Annotated in this window: 16 protein-coding genes; all 16 read left to right on the forward strand. The window is 44.8% G+C overall.

Translation table 11 applies throughout. The features are described 5' to 3' along the window. Positions 1-433 precede the first annotated feature (433 nt). The 16 genes from Q9R36_RS16405 to Q9R36_RS16480 all read left to right on the forward strand — a co-directional run bounded on the left by Q9R36_RS16405 (position 434) and on the right by Q9R36_RS16480 (position 17,136). Positions 434-1,258, forward strand: a complete 825-nt coding sequence (locus Q9R36_RS16405) for a glycoside hydrolase family 16 protein (protein ID WP_306009830.1) — start codon at positions 434-436, stop codon at positions 1,256-1,258. After that, a complete protein-coding gene (locus Q9R36_RS16410; RefSeq protein ID WP_311225530.1) occupies positions 1,255-2,604 on the forward strand; it encodes a glycosyltransferase family 2 protein in 1,350 nt (449 codons plus the stop codon). Before Q9R36_RS16405 ends, Q9R36_RS16410 begins: the two co-directional genes overlap by 4 nt. Before the next feature lie 2 nt (positions 2,605-2,606). Then, positions 2,607-3,539: a polysaccharide deacetylase family protein gene (locus Q9R36_RS16415; RefSeq protein ID WP_311225653.1), complete on the forward strand. Its 933-nt coding sequence runs from the start codon at positions 2,607-2,609 to the stop codon at positions 3,537-3,539. Positions 3,540-3,813: 274 nt separating this feature from the next. Continuing rightward, positions 3,814-4,824 (forward strand): LacI family DNA-binding transcriptional regulator, encoded by a 1,011-nt coding sequence (locus Q9R36_RS16420; protein ID WP_224949431.1) that lies wholly within the window; start codon positions 3,814-3,816, stop codon positions 4,822-4,824. Positions 4,825-4,836: 12 nt separating this feature from the next. Further along, a complete protein-coding gene (locus tag Q9R36_RS16425; RefSeq protein WP_009792893.1) occupies positions 4,837-5,793 on the forward strand; it encodes a sugar kinase in 957 nt (318 codons plus the stop codon). Positions 5,794-5,803: 10 nt separating this feature from the next. Then, the gene (gene hxlB, locus Q9R36_RS16430) at positions 5,804-6,349 is read left to right on the forward strand and encodes a 6-phospho-3-hexuloisomerase (protein ID WP_022544428.1); all 546 of its coding nucleotides are present in this window, start codon (positions 5,804-5,806) and stop codon (positions 6,347-6,349) included. A gap of 10 nt (positions 6,350-6,359) precedes the next feature. Continuing rightward, a complete protein-coding gene (gene allD, locus Q9R36_RS16435; RefSeq protein ID WP_224949433.1) occupies positions 6,360-7,370 on the forward strand; it encodes an ureidoglycolate dehydrogenase in 1,011 nt (336 codons plus the stop codon). 23 nt (positions 7,371-7,393) lie between these two features. Further along, the gene (locus Q9R36_RS16440; RefSeq protein WP_224949436.1) at positions 7,394-8,395 is read left to right on the forward strand and encodes a TRAP transporter substrate-binding protein; all 1,002 of its coding nucleotides are present in this window, start codon (positions 7,394-7,396) and stop codon (positions 8,393-8,395) included. A gap of 92 nt (positions 8,396-8,487) precedes the next feature. After that, positions 8,488-8,982: a TRAP transporter small permease gene (locus Q9R36_RS16445; protein WP_009792897.1), complete on the forward strand. Its 495-nt coding sequence runs from the start codon at positions 8,488-8,490 to the stop codon at positions 8,980-8,982. Further along, positions 8,979-10,253 carry a TRAP transporter large permease gene (locus Q9R36_RS16450; protein ID WP_009792898.1) on the forward strand — a complete coding sequence of 425 codons (1,275 nt, stop codon included), beginning with the start codon at positions 8,979-8,981 and terminating at the stop codon, positions 10,251-10,253. Before Q9R36_RS16445 ends, Q9R36_RS16450 begins: the two co-directional genes overlap by 4 nt. Positions 10,254-10,265: 12 nt before the next feature. Then, on the forward strand, positions 10,266-11,285 hold the full coding sequence (locus tag Q9R36_RS16455) for a zinc-binding alcohol dehydrogenase family protein (protein WP_311225531.1): 1,020 nt from the start codon (positions 10,266-10,268) through the stop codon (positions 11,283-11,285). An 11-nt stretch (positions 11,286-11,296) separates the two neighbouring features. After that, entirely contained in the window at positions 11,297-11,932 is a 636-nt protein-coding gene (locus tag Q9R36_RS16460; RefSeq protein WP_009792900.1) for a bifunctional 2-keto-4-hydroxyglutarate aldolase/2-keto-3-deoxy-6-phosphogluconate aldolase, read from the forward strand. Next, positions 11,929-13,017: a mannonate dehydratase gene (gene uxuA, locus Q9R36_RS16465; RefSeq protein ID WP_311225532.1), complete on the forward strand. Its 1,089-nt coding sequence runs from the start codon at positions 11,929-11,931 to the stop codon at positions 13,015-13,017. Before Q9R36_RS16460 ends, uxuA begins: the two co-directional genes overlap by 4 nt. Beyond that, complete coding sequence (locus tag Q9R36_RS16470; protein WP_311225533.1) at positions 13,001-13,837, forward strand: SDR family oxidoreductase; 837 nt, start codon at positions 13,001-13,003, stop codon at positions 13,835-13,837. Before uxuA ends, Q9R36_RS16470 begins: the two co-directional genes overlap by 17 nt. Positions 13,838-13,889: 52 nt before the next feature. Continuing rightward, complete coding sequence (hxlA, locus tag Q9R36_RS16475) at positions 13,890-14,525, forward strand: 3-hexulose-6-phosphate synthase (RefSeq protein WP_311225534.1); 636 nt, start codon at positions 13,890-13,892, stop codon at positions 14,523-14,525. Between the two features lie 355 nt (positions 14,526-14,880). Further along, positions 14,881-17,136, forward strand: coding sequence for an S-layer homology domain-containing protein (locus Q9R36_RS16480; protein WP_311225535.1), 2,256 nt, complete (start codon positions 14,881-14,883; stop codon positions 17,134-17,136). Positions 17,137-17,259: the final 123 nt, after the last annotated feature.

Here is a 17,259-nt window from a genome sequence, read left to right on the forward strand (position 1 = left end):
AAATAAAAGCCGGCTGAAGAAAATTCAGCCGGCTTTTTGAATGCAATTTTCATTTCATACTTCGACAAAAATCGGGAGGTACCTGTCACCGAATAACCAGCCCCCGTCTCTTCTTCAAAGGGATGCTATAGCAATCATCACAAACTCCATCGTTATCGACAAACTCCGTGTAGTCAGTAATTTCAGATTGGCATTGAGAGCAAATCCATTTTTCTTTGACAGCCTGCTCCATATGATCATCTCCTTTTATTGTCAATATTCTGTATATTTTGATGTTTTCCTGCAAGATTTTTTTATAACTTTAGTTATTACTAGACGAATATATAGCTGTTTGTTAATATAAACTATATCGTTCTTTAAAAAGAACAAATTAGTGTTATCTTTATGTTCTCAATAAAGAATAATTAATATCTTAAAAAGAAGGTGTGCGTCCATGAAGATTTTTTTCTTGTTTCTTCTTATTTTGGCTTTGCCAGGCAGTGAATTTATACATGAAAAGCAAACGGCTGCGAAGATGCCAGAAAGAGTATTCGGTAAAGAAGAAATGGCTGCCCCTTCAGTGGATATGACAAAGAAAGATGGGTGGCATCTTGTCTGGAATGATGAATTTCACGATGAAAAGTCATTCATAAAGTGGAATCCGCAAAATTGGCCATCAGAAAAAAATGGAGAATGGCAGTATTACCTTCCGGAAAATATTGATGTCAGGGATGATCTCCTGGTTATTTCAAGCAGAAAAGAGTCTTATAAGGGACGAAGCTATACCTCTGGTGCTGTTACGACTGAAAGCAAGTTTGAGTTCACTTATGGAAAAATTGAGATCAGAGCGAAGCTGCCGAAGGGAAGAGGCATATTTCCCGCTTTCTGGCTTGTGAATTCCGACGAAGACTGGCTGCCGGAAATAGATATCATGGAGAATATTGGCCAGGCTCCGAACGAGCTTTATTATGTTGTTCATTGGAAGGACGAAGCCGGCAAACAAAAAAGGGATTACACAAAGATAACGGAGGATATTGATTTCTCTGAGGATTTCCATCTGTACGGTCTAATATGGGAACCGGGAAGAATCATATGGACACTGGACGGCAGAAACGTCTTTGAAACAGATAAATTTTCGCCGGATTCGCCTCTCTTTCTGTATATAAATACGGCCATTGGCGGAAACTGGCCGGGACCGCCGGATCCGCAGGATGATTTTCCAAAAGAATTGCTGATTGACTATGTCAGGGTATACCAACAAGGAGGGATAGGCCAGTGATAGTACTGCTGTATGTATCTTTTGCCATCTTTTTTGCCTTTGTAATTATGCAGTCCCTGTATATTTTAATTCCATTGTTCAAGGAAGAGAAAAAAAAGCGCAAGGAAGTCAGGAAAATGTACAGCTTTTCCGTCATTGTGCCTGCTTTTAACGAAGAAAAAGTGCTTGAGTCCTGTATCATTGGCTACAGTGGCCAGAGGCATCAGGAATCAGAGCTGATCATTGTAAATGACGGATCAACTGACCATACAATTGGCATGCTTACAGAGCTATTGTCCCTGGTTCCATGCAGAAGGGCTTTTTCAAGAAAATTAGAGCATAAAGAGATAACAGCTGTATTTCAATCAGAGCGGTACTCCAATATCTTTGTCATTGACAAGCGAAATGGCGGAAAATCGGATGCCTTGAATGCCGGAATCAACTTCAGCCAAAATGACATTGTTGTTACGCTTGATGCGGACAGCATATTGGAGAGGAACAGCCTTTCAGAAATGAATGCTGAATTCCAGGAATCAGGCATTATTGCCTGCGGTGGAAACGTCCTTATCGCACAGGCTTTCAGTGGGCACGTCCATCATCTTAAACCTACTTTTAAGCTAAAGGGGATCATTAAATTTCAGTTCCTCCAATATTTAACCGCGTTTTATCTTCATAAACGGGCCCAGGCATCGCTCGGAGCCATGACGGTCATAGCAGGAGCATTTGGAGCATTCCGCCGGGAGGTCCTATTTAATATTGGCGGTTTTCGGGAAACGATTGGCGAGGATATGGATATTACCCTTAAGATCCAGAAGCTGATCAAAGAACATGGCTGTGTCCACAGAATTTCCTACGTCCCAGCCGCTGTCTGTTATACTGAATGCCCCAGTACGCTAAGGGACATGTTCAAGCAGAGGGTCCGCTGGCAAAAAGGCTTTATTGACTGCCTGATACAATACCGGAAATCCTTTTTCCGCAAACTGCCTTTTGGCTTTTCTACTGTCTTTTTGTTTGACCAATTCCTTGTCGGCACATTGAATGCCTTTCCAATGCTGGCCATACCGGCGATGCTGCTGTTGAATCAGGGCCAGCTTCTGCTTGTGCTCATGCTCGGTTCAGGGGCCGTCTTCCTGTATATCTATCAATTTTTTACAACATTGTTTATCAGCCATCTGCATGGGGTTTCCTTTCGGAAGAGGGATATACTCAGGATCCTTATCTTTCTGCCGGCGGATATATTATTCTACCGCATTATGAATCTATTGTTTGTCGCTTACGGGACGCTGTCCTTTTTTCATAAATCTAAAAGCTGGAATAAGCTTGAGAGGTCTGGAAATCTGGCATGGAAAGGGGCGGAAAAGGCGTGAGCATGAAGGCTGCAAAGGGAGCGGTTGCTTTTGGTTTTCTGGTGCTGCTGACCCTGATGATATCAGGTTTCAGTTTTGTCGTTGACGAATATGATATTCTCGCTGTTGAGCATCAGGGATTATATCCCGCAGACCAATCCTTTCACTTGGATGCCTGCACCAAGGAATCTACGATAAAAAAGCCTCCAAAAGAGGCGGCAGCTAAAGTTCCTGTCTTGTCATACCATCATATTGTAAGCAGAGAGGACCTGTCTGAAAGCCACTATATCAAAGGTAAACTGAATCCAATGGTTGTATTAAAGGAAGACTTTGAAAAGCAAATGGCCTATTTAAAAGAGAAAGGCTATACATCTTTGACGTTATCTGAGCTATATGATTTTTTAGCAAGGAAAAAGGATGTTCCTGCTAAGAGCGTTGTTATCACCTTTGATGATGGTTATAAGGATAACTATGTGGAAGCCTATCCTATCTTAAAAAAATACAATTTCACAGCTGTCAGCTTTATCATAACCGGGTATGTGACAAGCAAGCTCCATCCTTATGTGCCTGAGGAAATCCAGTATCTCAGCCTTCATGAAATAGAAAGAGGCTGTGATGTATTCGACTATCAGAGCCATACCTACAATCTTCACCAGAGGGAAAAAAACCGGTTTAATCAGGATGCTTCCTTTCTGCTGACAAAAGAGGCAGATCAGATTGAAAAAGACCTAAGAACCAGCATCAGGCAATTGGAAGGCAGAAAAAAGGCGTTTGCCTATCCTTACGGGGAATACTCTCCGAATACGATAAACTCCCTAATCAATCTAGGGTTTCGAATGGCATTTACTGTAGAGAAAAAAGCGGCAGAGAGGGGCGACCGCATTTATGAGATCCCGAGGCTGCCGGTGGTGGCGGAAACGACTATGGAGGAGTTTATAGAGTATGTGAAGCCATAGGATACTTATTGGGAAAGGAGGTGCTGAAAAGCGCCTCCTATTTTCGTGCAGTTACCCGTATATTAATATGTTCCCATGGGTTGCGCTGCTTTGCTCAGCCCGATTATCAAGTTTGAGATTCGACAAAATTCGGGAGGTGCCTGTCACCACTATTGTCACCAATATAAAAATTTTCAGAATTAACCTTGATTTTGAAAGGGTTTTCATTTATACTTTCCCTAAACCGGTTTACTAAACCGATTTACTAAATCGGTTTATAGAGAGGGACCATAAAATGAATAAAATAACAATGCAAGATGTTGCGGTGAAGGCCGGCGTTTCCAAGAGCACAGTCTCGCAATATATCAATAATCGCTATGAGTATATGGCCGAGGCTACGAAGATCCGGATTCAGGAAGCGATCAGTGAGCTGGGCTATATACCCAACTTTGTGGCTAAAAGCCTCAAGCAGAAAAAGTCCTCCACAATAGGGGTGATTGTCGCCAATATTCTCCATACATTTTCGACAGAGATTATCCGGGCGATAGAGGATGTCTGCGAAACGAATCATTTTCACTTGTTTGTCTGCAATTCGGATGAAAATCCGGAAAAGGAGCGTGCATATATTGATATGCTCCTGGCAAAGCAGGTGGATGGCTTGATCATCTTTCCTACAAAAGGAAATGCCTTGCTCTATGAACAGCTAAAGCGCTCGAATTTTCCCATTGTTTTCGTGGACAGAAAGCCGGTAAAACCCATTTATCCCACTTTCCTCCTTGATAATGTAAAAGCTGCAGAGATTGCTGTTGAAGAGCTGCTCAGGCATGAACAAAGGAAAATTGGGGTAGTGTCCATGTCGACCGCCCAGAAAGTAACCCCCCGATTAGAGCGGATTGAAGGGTACCGGAAGAAGCTTAAAGCTAATGGCATTACCCCAAATGAAGAATGGATCATTGCAGCAGAACGGCATGAAATTTTTGATAAGCTGGAAAATCTCTGGCTTGCAGATGAGATGCCCGATTGTTTCTTTGCTACAAATGATCTTTCCCTTATCGAACTTCTGAAGTTTCTAAGAAAAAAGAAGCTTCGTATACCGGAGGATGTCAGTGTAGTAGCAATAGACGATTCTGATTTCCTTGAGATCGCAGCCACGCCAATCACAGCTATTAAACAGCCAACCTTTGAGATTGGCAAGGATGCGGCCGTAGAGCTTCTGAGGCTTATAGGAGAGCAGGAAATGGCAGAATCATATGAAGTAAAAAGATACGCTCCGCTCCTGGTTGAGCGGGAGTCGATAAAGAGTTAGGAGAGAAAGCAAATGACATCACCGAAAAAAGTCTTAACCATAGGGGATGCCATGATTACCCTTAATCCATCGGCGAAAGGCCCGCTTAGGTTCGTGACAAGCTTTGAGCGAAAGATAGGAGGCGCTGAGCTGAATTATGCAATTGGATGCGCAAGGCTTGGCCTCAGCAGCAAGTGGGTCAGCCGGCTTGGCAATGATGAATTTGGCCGGGTCATCTATAACTTCGCCCGCGGTGAAGGAATCGACACAGCCGCAGTGGATTTTGTCGAAGGCAGCCCTACCTCGCTGAATTTTAAGCAGATAAACGAGGATGGGTCAGGAAAGACCTTTTATTACCGATACAACTCGCCGATTCTTGCCTTATCGGAAGACATGATTGATGAAAAGATTCTGGAAGGTGTAGACCTCCTTCATCTGACAGGCGTGTTCATGGCAATAGACAAAAAAAATCCGGGTATTTCATTAAAGCTTGCCAGACTGGCAAGGGAAAAACAAATACCAGTCTCCTTCGATCCCAATATCCGGCTTAAGCTCTGGACGATCGAAGAGGCAAGAAAAGCTTATAAAGCCATATTTCCATATACAGACATCCTCCTGACAGGGCTCGATGAGATCAGACAGATCAACGGCAGTGATTCTGAGAAAGATTTGGCGTTATTTGCAAGCGATTACAGCATTGCGGATCTGGTTATAAAGGACGGGGCCAACGGGTCGAAGCTTTTGAGAAATGGAAGCTGGACAAAGGCAGAGTGCTTTCCGGTAAAAGCAGTTGATACAGTGGGAGCCGGAGACGGCTTTGATGCAGGCTATACATACGGCTGGCTGCATGGCTACAGCCCGGAAGAGCTTCTCCGCTTTGCCAATGGTACAGGGGCACTTGTTACAACCGTTTCAGGGGATAATGAAGGTCTGCCATACCTGGAGGAAGTAAAGGCATTTATAAATAAAGAAGAAATCGTTGAACGCTGAGGGGGAGCCTATGAAAACTACAGCTGCCATTCTAGAGGAAATGAGAGCGGTTTGTACAGCAGTTGATGCTGAACAATATCAGTCATTTGTTGAACTCCTAAAAGGAGACGGAAGATTTTTCTTTGCGGGAGAAGGCAGATCCGGGCTCGTTGCCAAAGCAATTGCCATGCGCCTGATGCACAGCGGTAAAACCGTATATGTTGTAGGTGAAACAACAACACCTGCAATTTCGGAAAATGACATTCTTATTGTTTTATCAGGATCCGGAAAAACCGGCCAGGCTATGTCCGTTTCTGAAAACGCTTCAAAGACAGGGTCTAAGGTATTTCTAGTCACGACAAGCAAGGAGGCTGTCCAGAATCCTGTTTTTGCCGGATGCCTAGTTATTCCGGCTGCGACAAAATATCGCCTGCCCGGAGAGCCAAAGACTATTCAGCCTTTGGGCAATCAATTTGATCAGGCTGCTCACCTTCTGCTCGATGCAGCCATCATAGACAGTCTTGATGAAAATGATGTAAACGATGAAATGAAAAAAAACCATACCAATCTTGAGTAGGAGGCCCATCATGTCAACAATAACGATTTCTCACGAAGAAGCTAAAAAGCTCGTTATACAAAAGCTGACTGCAGCCGGCTTGAATCAGGAGCATTCAGAAAAAGTAGCGGAAATACTCGTCCATGCCGATCTGCGCAACGTAAATTCGCATGGTGTGCTAAGAACGGAGCATTATGTGAACCGCCTGAATGCGGGGGGGATCAATCCGGATGCCAATATCACATTCAACAAAACAGGACCGGTGACCGGTGTAGTGGATGGCGATGACGGCTTCGGGCATGTAATCGGTGATGAGGCCATGAAGCAGGCGATTTCCATGGCAAAGGAAAACGGCATTGGAATGGTCACAGCCATTAACAGCAGCCACTGCGGTGCGCTCAGTTATTTTGTACAGGAAGCAGCGGAAGAGAATCTGATTGGGATCGCCATGACTCATACTGACAAAATTGTGGTGCCTTTCGGCGGAAAAGAGGCCTTCCTTGGCACAAACCCGATTGCTTATGGAGTCCCTGCAAAGATGAATAAGCCATTCATCCTGGACATGGCAACATCCAATGTAGCCTTCGGCAAGGTGCTCCAGCATAAAGAGGAAGGCAAGGATATTCCTGAAGGCTGGGGAGTAGATGAAAATGGGGCAGCCGTAACGGATCCCGGCAAGGTGGTTTCACTGCTGCCGTTTGGAGGACCTAAAGGATATGGCCTTTCCATGATCGTCGACATTTTTTCAGGACTTCTTGCAGGAGCGGCTTTTGGTCCGCATGTTGCAAAAATGTATGGCGACCTGGACAAAAAAAGAAAGCTTGGCCATTATTTCTGTGCCATTAATCCTGCCTTTTTCACTGATGAAGAAGCGTTTCTCGAAAATATGGACCGCATGATGGACGAAATCAGGCAATCGCCTCCTGCACCAGGGTATTCAAGCGTACTGGTTCCAGGGGAAATCGAGCAGAGAAATGAAGAGAAGAACCTAAAGGAAGGCATTACCATTGCCTCAACTGTACACGAATATTTAACCAACTAATACAAACTTGGGAGGAATTACAAATGAAAGCAAAGTGGTTATCAGGCGTCTTGGCTGCAACATTACTTCTTAGTGCATGCGGTTCCGGAGGTTCAAACGGGGCCAGCGGAGATGGTGATGGAAAAGTAATCAAGTGGAAATTCGGCCATCTTGCAGATGAGAATCATATCTGGCATAAAACGGCAGAAGAATTTGCAAGCCTTGTGGAAGAGAAAACAGATGGACAGATTGAAATTCAAATTTTTCCAAATAACTCTTTAGGGGGAGAAACCGATACCATTAATGCGATTCAGGCAGGCACAGCCGATATGGTTATCTCGGGCGAAACCCTGCAGAACTGGGCGCCAAAAGCAGCTTTGATGGCAGTTCCATATGCGTTTCGTGATCTGGAGCATGTAAAAAATGTCGTAGAAGGCGAAATTGGTGAAGAGATTGAAAAAGAAATTACGGAAAAAGCTGGATTAACACCGCTGTACTATCATACAAGGGCTCCTCGAAACCTAACTTCATCAGAGCCGATTGAATCACCTTCTGATCTGAAGGGCTTCTCCATGCGTGTGCCGAATGTTCCTTTATTCCTCAAAGTTTGGGAGGAAGCGGGTGCTAAACCACAGGTTATGGACTTTAACGAAGTCTTCACAGGCCTTCAGCAGGGAGTCATCAAAGGGCAGGAAAACCCGGTCGACTTAATTCAGAGCGGCGGTCTTTACGAGGTTCAAAAGTATGTTAACCGTACAGAGCATGTATATTCATGGATTTATATTCTTGTAGGAAACAAACAGTTTGAAGCGCTGAATGAAGAGCAGCAAATAGCTGTAAAGGAAGCGGCTGAAGAGGCTCAAGCCTTTGGGGAAGAGCTTTATGACAAAGAGATTTCCAAAATCGAGTCTGAGCTGGAAGATGAAGGCATGGAGTTTATCGAAGTAGACCAGGATGCTTTCCGCGAAAAGATGCAGCCTGCAATCAAAGACAGCCTGAAGCCTGAACAGTATGAGCTTTATGAGAAAATCCTTGAAGTAGAATAATAGATCGGCTGATTGGGAAAGGCACCGGGAATCTTGCCCGCAGTGCCTTTCTTCAAACCTTTTATCAGCTATAGAGAAAGGAAGGTATAACGATGAAAATAAGAATCTGGCTGGACCGTGCATTATCTTTTCTGACAGTTGCCAGTTTTTCAGGTGTCATCATCGTTGTTATGATCCAGATTATGTCCAGGTATCTCCCTTATACAGCCATCTGGACTGAAGAACTTACCCGCTATCTGTTCTTGTATGCAATTTGCTTTGGGGCTCCGCTTGCTTTGCTGCGGGGGGAATTCATAAATGTTGATTTGATCTTTGCAAAGATGTCCCATAATGTCCGCAGATTTTATGAGGTATTTATATATTTGCTCATTCTCTTCCTTGGGGTAATCCTGGTGAAGGAAGGGTGGTTTTTTTATCAGCTTGGGAAAAATCAGACGTCAGCGACCATGCCTTTCCAGATGTCTGCCATTCATGCATCCATCCTGATTATGAGCATCTTCCTGGTGTTATATTCTATCGTAAAAATCATTAGGCTTATCCGCAATAAAGAAGACTTTAATTCACAGATTGGCGGTGGAGAACTATGATGGCAGCCGTGCTGTTCTTTTCTTTTATCATCTTGATTTTCCTTGGCGTGCCAGTTGCCTTCAGCCTTGGCCTGTCATCGCTCATTTACCTGATCCTTGGCGATATTCCGCTGAATATCATTCCTCAAAAAATGTTCGGGGGACTAAATTCTTTTGTTCTGTTATGTATCCCGGGCTTCATTCTTGCAGGGAACCTGATGAACGCTGGAGGCATCACCGATCGGATCATCAATTTTGCCAATAATTGCTTTGGCCATATCCGCGGCGGCCTTGGACTTGCTAATGTCGGGTCCTCCATGGGATTTGCGGGAATCTCCGGAACTGCACTGGCAGATACGGCAAGCATTGGGGCAGTGTTGATTCCAGCAATGAAGAAAGAAGGCTACGGAGCCGGCTTTTCTGCTGCAGTAACAGCATCATCCTCTACAGTAGGACCTATCATTCCTCCATCCCTGCCGATGATCATTGTCGGGACGCTGGCATCGGTTTCAATCGGAGACCTTTTCCTTGCCGGAGCGCTGCCTGGTCTGCTGCTCGGTGTGGGACTTATGATTCCTACTTACATCATTTCTGTAAGGCGCAAGTATCCAAAGGGGGAAAGAAAATCTCTGAAGGAGATTTGGAAAAGCTTTACCGGTGCCTTTTGGGCGCTGTTCATGACAGTTATCATCCTTTATGGAATCCTTGGCGGATATTTCACACCAACAGAAGCCTCCATCATTGCTGTTTTGTATGCCTTTGTCATCGGAATTTTTGTCTATAAGGAGCTTCCTGTAAGAAAAATCCCGGAAATTATGCTGTCCTCCATGACGAGCACAGCCTCCATTATGCTGCTGGTCGGCTTTGCGAATCTGTTTGGGTGGATCATGGTCAGCGAACAGATTCCGCAAATGGTTGCCGATACCATTCTTGGTATCTCAAGCAATCCAATTGTAGTCATTCTGCTGATTAACCTGCTCTTGCTGTTTGTCGGTACTTTTATGGAAACAATCGCAGCTCTTGTGATCCTGTTCCCGGTATTATTGCCGGTTGCCGCTTCGGTCGGCATGGATCCAGTCCAGTTCGGAGTCATGATGGTATTGAATCTTGTCATTGGACTTGTAACACCGCCAGTCGGTGTATGTCTCTTCGTTGCATCTCAAATCGGCAAGGTATCCATTGGAAAAACAGCGAAGGAGCTGGTGCCATTCCTTGGCGTCAGCCTGGCGGTCCTGCTGCTTGTAGCATTCGTGCCGCAAATCTCACTGTTCCTGCCAAGCTTATTTGAATAGGAGGAGAAAATTATGAAGGCAGTACAAATACCAAAAGCAATGGAAATGGAAATTATTGATACGGAAAAACCGGCCATCTCCCATCCTGAAGAAGTACTTGTAAAAGTAAAGCGGGTAGGGATCTGCGGCTCGGATATGCATATCTATCATGGAACCAATCCGCTGGCCACATATCCAAGAGTTCCCGGGCATGAAGTCGCGGGAGAAGTCGTTGAAATAGGGTCAGGCGTTACGGGCGTAAAGCCTGGCGACCATGTTGTGGTTGAGCCGATCCGCTATTGCGGAGAATGCTACGCATGCCGGACAGGCAGACCTAATGTCTGCAGCACCCTGTCTGTGTTCGGCGTACATGAGGATGGAGGCATGCGGGAATATTTCGTTCTGCCGGAAAAGCAGCTTCATGCGGCAGACCCAACCCTTGACTGGGATGAAATCGTTCTGGCCGAACCATATACGATTGGTGCCCAGTCTGTCTGGAGAGGTGATGTTCAAGAAGGTGACTCTGTCCTCATCCAGGGCTGCGGCCCAATCGGCATCTGCATCCTGAAGATGGCGAAGCTCAGCGGCGCGCATGTCATCATGACTGATTTAAAACAAGAGCGCCTTGCGTTTGCCAAGGAAAATGGGGCTGATGAAGTCATTGATGCCGGAAAAGAGTCCGTCGAAGATAGAGTTATGGAGCTGACTGGAGGAGAGGGGCCGAATATTGTCATTGACGCTGTGTGCCTGCCATCTACTTTTGAGCTGGGGGTAAACGTGGTTTCCCCGGCAGGACGGGTGGTTGTGTTGGGCTTTGACGAGAAGCCATCGCCCATTTCCCAGCTTCCTATCACCAAGAAGGAAGTTACCATTGTCGGTTCAAGATTACAGACAAACCAGTTTGGAAAAGTAATTTCCCTCCTGAACGAAGGAAAGCTTGAAGCAAATGGATTTATTACTCATAAATTTACTCTTGATGAAGTTCAGGAAGCGTTCAACTTTGTTGAGGAAAATCCGGACCAGGTGCGCAAAGCAGTCATTGTCTTTGAATGAGGAGTGATAGAATGAACGGAAAAATAGAAGTGTTGAATAAATTGGCAGATTCAAAGGTTGTTGCCGTTGTGCGGGGCAGGACTGCCGAAGAGGCTATTGACATATCGGCCGCAGCTTTAGAAGGCGGCTTCCAGGCAATAGAATTGACGTACACGACGCCTGATGTGGCAAAGGTATTTGAAGCTGTGAGAAGTGAGGGCGGGCTGATAGGCGCCGGGACAGTATTGGATCCGGAGACAGCCCGGCATGCCATTCTTAACGGGGCAAGCTTCATAGTCAGCCCCAATTTTAATAGAGACATAGCTGTCATATGCAATCGATACAGCGTGCCATACCTGCCAGGCTGTATGACCATTACGGAAATTGTGTCAGCCCTTGAAAGCGGAGCTGACATCGTGAAGCTTTTTCCTGCCAACCGCTTTGATCCATCCTTCATCGGTGCAGTCAATGGCCCGCTTCCGCAGGTGAAGATCATGCCGACAGGAGGAGTAAATCTTCAAAACATTGGCAGCTGGCTGAAGGCTGGAGCTGTTGCTGCCGGGATTGGAAGCGACCTGAATAAAGCCTATCAATCTGGAGGAAAGGCAGCAGTCACAGAACTCTGCCGGAAATACATAGCTGCTGCAGAGGAGAGTGGACAGAAATGAACATGACATTCCGCTGGTATGGCAGGAATAATGATACGGTAAACCTGGAGAACATCCAGCAGATCCCGGATGTAAAGGGCATAGTGTGGGCCCTTCACCATAAGCCTGCCGGGGAAGTTTGGGAGAAGGAAGAAATTCAATCCGAGATGGAATATATTCAATCTTTCGGCTTCCATGGTGAAGTGGTCGAAAGTGTGAATATCCATGAATCAATAAAGCTTGGAAATGAAGAACGGGATTTTTATATAGAAAATTATAAACAGACCATCCGCAATCTTGGTACATTTGGCGTCAAGGTCATCTGTTATAATTTCATGCCGATATTCGACTGGACCAGGACAGAGCTTTATAAAGAGCTGCCGGACGGATCCACAGCCCTGTTTTATGAAAAGCTGAAGGTGGACAATCTGGATCCGCAGGAATTGATTGATACGGTTTCTGCTGCTTCTGACCTGACGCTGCCAGGCTGGGAGCCGGAAAAGCTTGCGCGGATCAAGGAGCTGTTTGAAGCCTATAAAGAGATAGGAGAGTCAGACTTGTGGAGGAATCTTGGGTACTTCCTGCATGAAATTCTGCCTGTAGCCGAGGAGGCAGGGATCAAAATGGCGATTCATCCGGATGATCCGCCATGGTCCATCTTTGGCTTGCCGCGCATCATGACAGGCAGAGATAGCCTTAAAAAGCTTCTTGCCATTTCTGACTCACCTTCCAATGGCATTACATTCTGTACCGGCTCGCTTGGGGCAAATCCGGCAAATGATATGGTGAAGCTTGCTGCGGAGTTTGCCGGAAGGTCTCCTTTCGCCCATATCCGCAATGTAAAAATATTTGAAAACGGCGATTTTATTGAAACCTCCCATCTGACGTCAGATGGTTCCATCAATATTAAAGGGGTTGTCAAAGAACTGTCCGATATTCAGTATGAAGGATATGTGAGGCCTGACCATGGAAGGCATATCTGGGATGAGAAATGCAGGCCGGGATACGGACTGTATGACAGGGCGCTTGGCATCATGTACCTTCACGGGCTGTGGGATGCCTATCAATCTGAAAAACGGGGGAATTCTAATGTTTCCAATTCATGAGAACCTTAATGGGAAAACCGCCGTTATAACAGGCGGGAGCGGGGTGCTTTGCTCAGAAATGGCACGGGAGCTTTCAAGGCATGGAGTCAATGTTGCTATTTTGAACCGGACTGCAGAAAAAGGAGAGGCCATCGCTTCTGAAATAAATGAGTCAGGCGGTAAAGCCATAGCGGCTGCCGCAGATGTTCTGGACAGGTCCTCTTTGGAAAGTGCTAAAGAAGAAGTATTAAAGAGTTTTGGCCGTGTGGATATCTTAATCAATGGCGCAGGCGGCAACCATCCGGATGCCATCACGGCAGCCGAAACTTTTGACCCGGAATCTTCCGGCAAAACCTTCTTTGATATGGACGAAAAGGGGTTCTCACAGGTCTTTGCGAGCAATTTCACCGGGACATTCCTGGCCAGCCAAGTGTTCGGCAAGGAACTGCTGAAGCAGGATTCGCCTATCATTATCAATATATCTTCAATGAGTGCGTATTCCCCAATGACAAAGGTGCCTGCTTATAGCGCTGCCAAATCGGCCATAAACAATTTTACCATGTGGATGGCTGTTCATTTTGCTGAGACAGGAATGAGGGTAAATGCTATCGCGCCTGGCTTCTTTTTAACTTCACAAAATCGTGATCTGCTCCTGAAGGAGGACGGGTCACATACTGCGAGATCAGAAAAAATCATCGCACATACACCAATGAAAAGATTTGGCAAGCCCAATGATCTTCTTGGCACGCTATTATGGCTCGCCGATGGGGAATACTCCGGCTTCGTCTCAGGTGTGACCATACCTGTAGATGGCGGTTTCATGGCCTATTCAGGAGTTTAATACTTAACTTTCCACAGGAGAAATCCTGTGGATTTTTAACGAAAGAGGGATAATGATGAAAGTACAGCTGGCTCTTGACCGCCTGACAAATGAGGAGTGCTTCCGCATCGTTAAGGAAGCTTATGAAAATATTGACTGGATTGAAATAGGGACAGGCGTGATTAAAGAATATGGCATGGATATCATCCGCAGCATGAAAAAGGAATTTCCTGAAAAAGTGCTTGTAGCCGATATGAAGACATGTGATGCAGGGAGGCACGAAGCTAATCAGGCTTTCGGGGCAGGAGCGGATATTGTCACCGTAATGGGCTTCTCGCATAATGGAACGATTAAGGAAACACTCGAAGCAGCAGAGGCACATGGAAAAAGAATCATGATTGATCTATTGGGCATACACGACTCTGCCAGAGCGAGGGAAATTAATCAGCTCGGAGCCCGCCTGTTCTGTCTCCATATTGGGAAAGACATGCAGAAGGAGGGGCAGCTGGCAGACCCGGCGTTATTTCAGGCGGCAGAAGGACTTGAGGATGCAGAGATTGCCATAGCAGGAGGAATCTCAGAAAAAACAATTGGTACATTGAAAAATAGTATTGTGGACATTGCCATTGTTGGAAGTGCCATTACGGGCAGTGAAAAGCCGGGGGCCAGCAGTCTTTCACTGAAAAGGCTGATAGGGGCCGATTTGTAAACTAGTATTAACCATTTTCAGTTCTTAGAATAGACTTGTGCTTTTAGCACAGGTCTATTTTTTAAATTCCTTAAATTATCGTATTCTCTGCTAAGCGTGTACGCATTTCCATTCCTCAATAAAGCTGTCCCCGGGAATACAGCTGTCTTAGAAAATGCTAAATATTGCTGGCTATCTACGGATAGGGGAAATTGAATAGTCTACAAATACACGTTGAGGGAGAATGCTGCTAGCTGGGTGTTCGACAAAATTCGGGAGGTGCCTGTCACCATGAAATAAATCCCATATTTTACAACAAGCTATTTTCCTCCAATTCCATTAAAATCTATCTGATAACCATGAAGGAGGAACGCACTTGCAGCGGGCATTTAAGATTATTTTAACTTTATTTCTCTTGTTGACTATTCCGGTGTCGATTGACCTTAAAAAGGCGGAGGGAAGTATATTATATCCAGACGTAACTGCCTTTCGTGATGAAATATTATTTTTATCAGACAGAGGAATTATCAACGGATATTCAAACGGTAAATTTGGGCCTCAGGATCCGATTAAACGGGTACAGGCCGTTCACATGATTATTAGGGAACTTGGCATCAAAACGGGAGATGCGCCAAACCCTAATTTTAAAGATGTTCCCCCGGGCAGTTCTGGATATGATGCGATTGCCAAAGCAAAACAGCTGGGCATCATTTCAGGTAAAAGCGCTGGGATTTTTGATCCCAATGGTACGCTGACAAGAGGCCAGATGGCGATTATTCTTGTTAACGCCTATAAGCTTAAAGGCACTTCCTATTCAAGCTTTAAAGATGTGCCGGCCACAGCAAGCATTTATCCATTTGTACAGTCTTTGGCAGCACACAATATCACCACAGGCTATCCGGATGGAACTTTCCGTCCGAATGAGACCATGGTCAGGGCACACTTTGCAGCGTTCATGTCCCGCTTTTTAAATGAGGACTTTAAACCGTTCGACATGGCAAAAGCACCAGTTCGCAGTACAGAAGAAATTGCAAAGAATGAGCAGAGTGTTGTTGTTATTGAGTTATATGATGAAAATGATGAACTTGTTTCACAAGGAAGCGGATTTATTGTGGCCAACCAGCTTGTAGCCACAAACTTTCATGTGATCAGCGGCGGAACAAGGGCTGTTGTCATTACAGAAAGCGGCAAGGAATTTGAGCTGGAAGGGGTAGTTAAATACGATGATTATCTTGATTTAGCGATTCTGAAGCCAGCAGAGAGAATTGGTTTTCCTTCTTTGCCATTGGCGAGCTTTAGTTCAGCTGTTAAAGGTGAAAAAGCAGTAGCAATCGGCAGCCCGTTTGGTTTGAAAAATACAATTTCAGAAGGAATTGTGTCTGGAAAGCAAATCTTTGAGGATGAAATGGGCAGCCTAAAAGCCATACAAACAACTGCTCAAATTACTTTTGGAAGCTCAGGCGGCCCTCTTTTAAACATGAAGGGCTATGTACTTGGATTGAATTCCTTTGGATTTGAAGATATTAATTTTGCTATTTCTTCAGACTATGTGAATGAGTTTCTAAAAGATTATAAGAAGGCTGACTTTAAAAAAATCAGCACCGAGAAATTTTCTGCAATGCCTGTTTTAGACTTTGAGGAAGATGATGAATGGGAAGAGGATGAGGTAAAAGAAGAGCGTCCGGAACCAATCAATATGGAACCTCTTCAAGGCACAAAGCAAACATTGTCTGATATCTTCCTTGATGCTGTACATGACAGTGAACTGCCGGTTGTGTATGGAATAAACGAAGATGGCGCGCTGATCGCTGTTAATTATGAAACCAAATCCATTAAGCGGCTGCCATTCAGTTTGCCTGCTGAGAGTGTTTTTTATGCGAATGGAGAGCTTTATGTCACCCTGTTAAAAGGAGAACACAGCTCTTATTGGTGGAATGAAACACAAAACGGTGCAGTCGCAATTGTAGATCCCCAGACATTAAAGATTAAAAAGTACTTTGATATCAATGTGGACCCGTATGACATTGTTGCTGATGAAAACTATTTTTATGTTTCTTCAGGTTCCGGCCAGTGGACATACTTAAAAAGCTACAATAAAGAAACCGGTATAGAAGTGTCTTCAAAATCAATCCGCCAGCAAAGCGAGCTCTTTATGCACTCTGATAAAAAGAGAATATATGCGGTAAACTCAGATACCAGTCCGCGGGATATGGAAGTCTTCACTGTTGAAAATGGTATATTCACCGGAGGCTATGATTCTCCTTATCATGGTGATTATAATTTAGATACCTATATGACCATTTCTCCGGATGGCCGTTATCTGTTTAACCATGCTGGAACAGTATTCAGATCAACCAGTTTAAGAGAAACAAATATGAAGTATTTCACTGACCTGAGAACAGGCTTCAGTGATGTTGCCTTCAATCCTGAATTGACAGAGTTCTATTTAACAATAGGCGATAGAATCTATGTTTATGACTATGAGACCTTTACACTTCGCAAAACATACAGCATGAGTGGAGAAGGATATTTCCTCTTTAACCACAAAGGCAAACTGGTGGTTTTAGGAGAAGAAGTTTCTCAGAGTACAGGAATTTGGAAGACTTTTATTATGTCGGGCAACGTGAAATAGTGAAAAAAGAATGAAGCCTTGTGGAAGAATATCCCACAAGGCTAGCTTTTAAGGTGGAAAACGCAGCTTGCTGAACCATCAACTTTGATATAATTGAATGGGAGCAGAACAAGAACTACGAAT

The organism is Bacillus sp. AG4(2022), from assembly GCF_031844465.1.
GTDB lineage: Bacteria > Bacillota > Bacilli > Bacillales > Cytobacillaceae > Bacillus_AB > Bacillus_AB infantis.

Coding starts and splice junctions, on each gene's coding strand:
- Q9R36_RS16405 (WP_306009830.1), top strand. CDS start 434: ATGAAGATTTTTTTCTTGTTTCTTCTTATTTTGGCTTTGCCAGGCAGT.
- Q9R36_RS16415 (WP_311225653.1), top strand. CDS start 2,607: ATGAAGGCTGCAAAGGGAGCGGTTGCTTTTGGTTTTCTGGTGCTGCTG.
- Q9R36_RS16420 (WP_224949431.1), top strand. CDS start 3,814: ATGAATAAAATAACAATGCAAGATGTTGCGGTGAAGGCCGGCGTTTCC.
- Q9R36_RS16425 (WP_009792893.1), top strand. CDS start 4,837: ATGACATCACCGAAAAAAGTCTTAACCATAGGGGATGCCATGATTACC.
- hxlB (WP_022544428.1), top strand. CDS start 5,804: ATGAAAACTACAGCTGCCATTCTAGAGGAAATGAGAGCGGTTTGTACA.
- allD (WP_224949433.1), top strand. CDS start 6,360: ATGTCAACAATAACGATTTCTCACGAAGAAGCTAAAAAGCTCGTTATA.
- Q9R36_RS16440 (WP_224949436.1), top strand. CDS start 7,394: ATGAAAGCAAAGTGGTTATCAGGCGTCTTGGCTGCAACATTACTTCTT.
- Q9R36_RS16445 (WP_009792897.1), top strand. CDS start 8,488: ATGAAAATAAGAATCTGGCTGGACCGTGCATTATCTTTTCTGACAGTT.
- Q9R36_RS16450 (WP_009792898.1), top strand. CDS start 8,979: ATGATGGCAGCCGTGCTGTTCTTTTCTTTTATCATCTTGATTTTCCTT.
- Q9R36_RS16455 (WP_311225531.1), top strand. CDS start 10,266: ATGAAGGCAGTACAAATACCAAAAGCAATGGAAATGGAAATTATTGAT.
- Q9R36_RS16460 (WP_009792900.1), top strand. CDS start 11,297: ATGAACGGAAAAATAGAAGTGTTGAATAAATTGGCAGATTCAAAGGTT.
- uxuA (WP_311225532.1), top strand. CDS start 11,929: ATGAACATGACATTCCGCTGGTATGGCAGGAATAATGATACGGTAAAC.
- Q9R36_RS16470 (WP_311225533.1), top strand. CDS start 13,001: ATGTTTCCAATTCATGAGAACCTTAATGGGAAAACCGCCGTTATAACA.
- hxlA (WP_311225534.1), top strand. CDS start 13,890: ATGATGAAAGTACAGCTGGCTCTTGACCGCCTGACAAATGAGGAGTGC.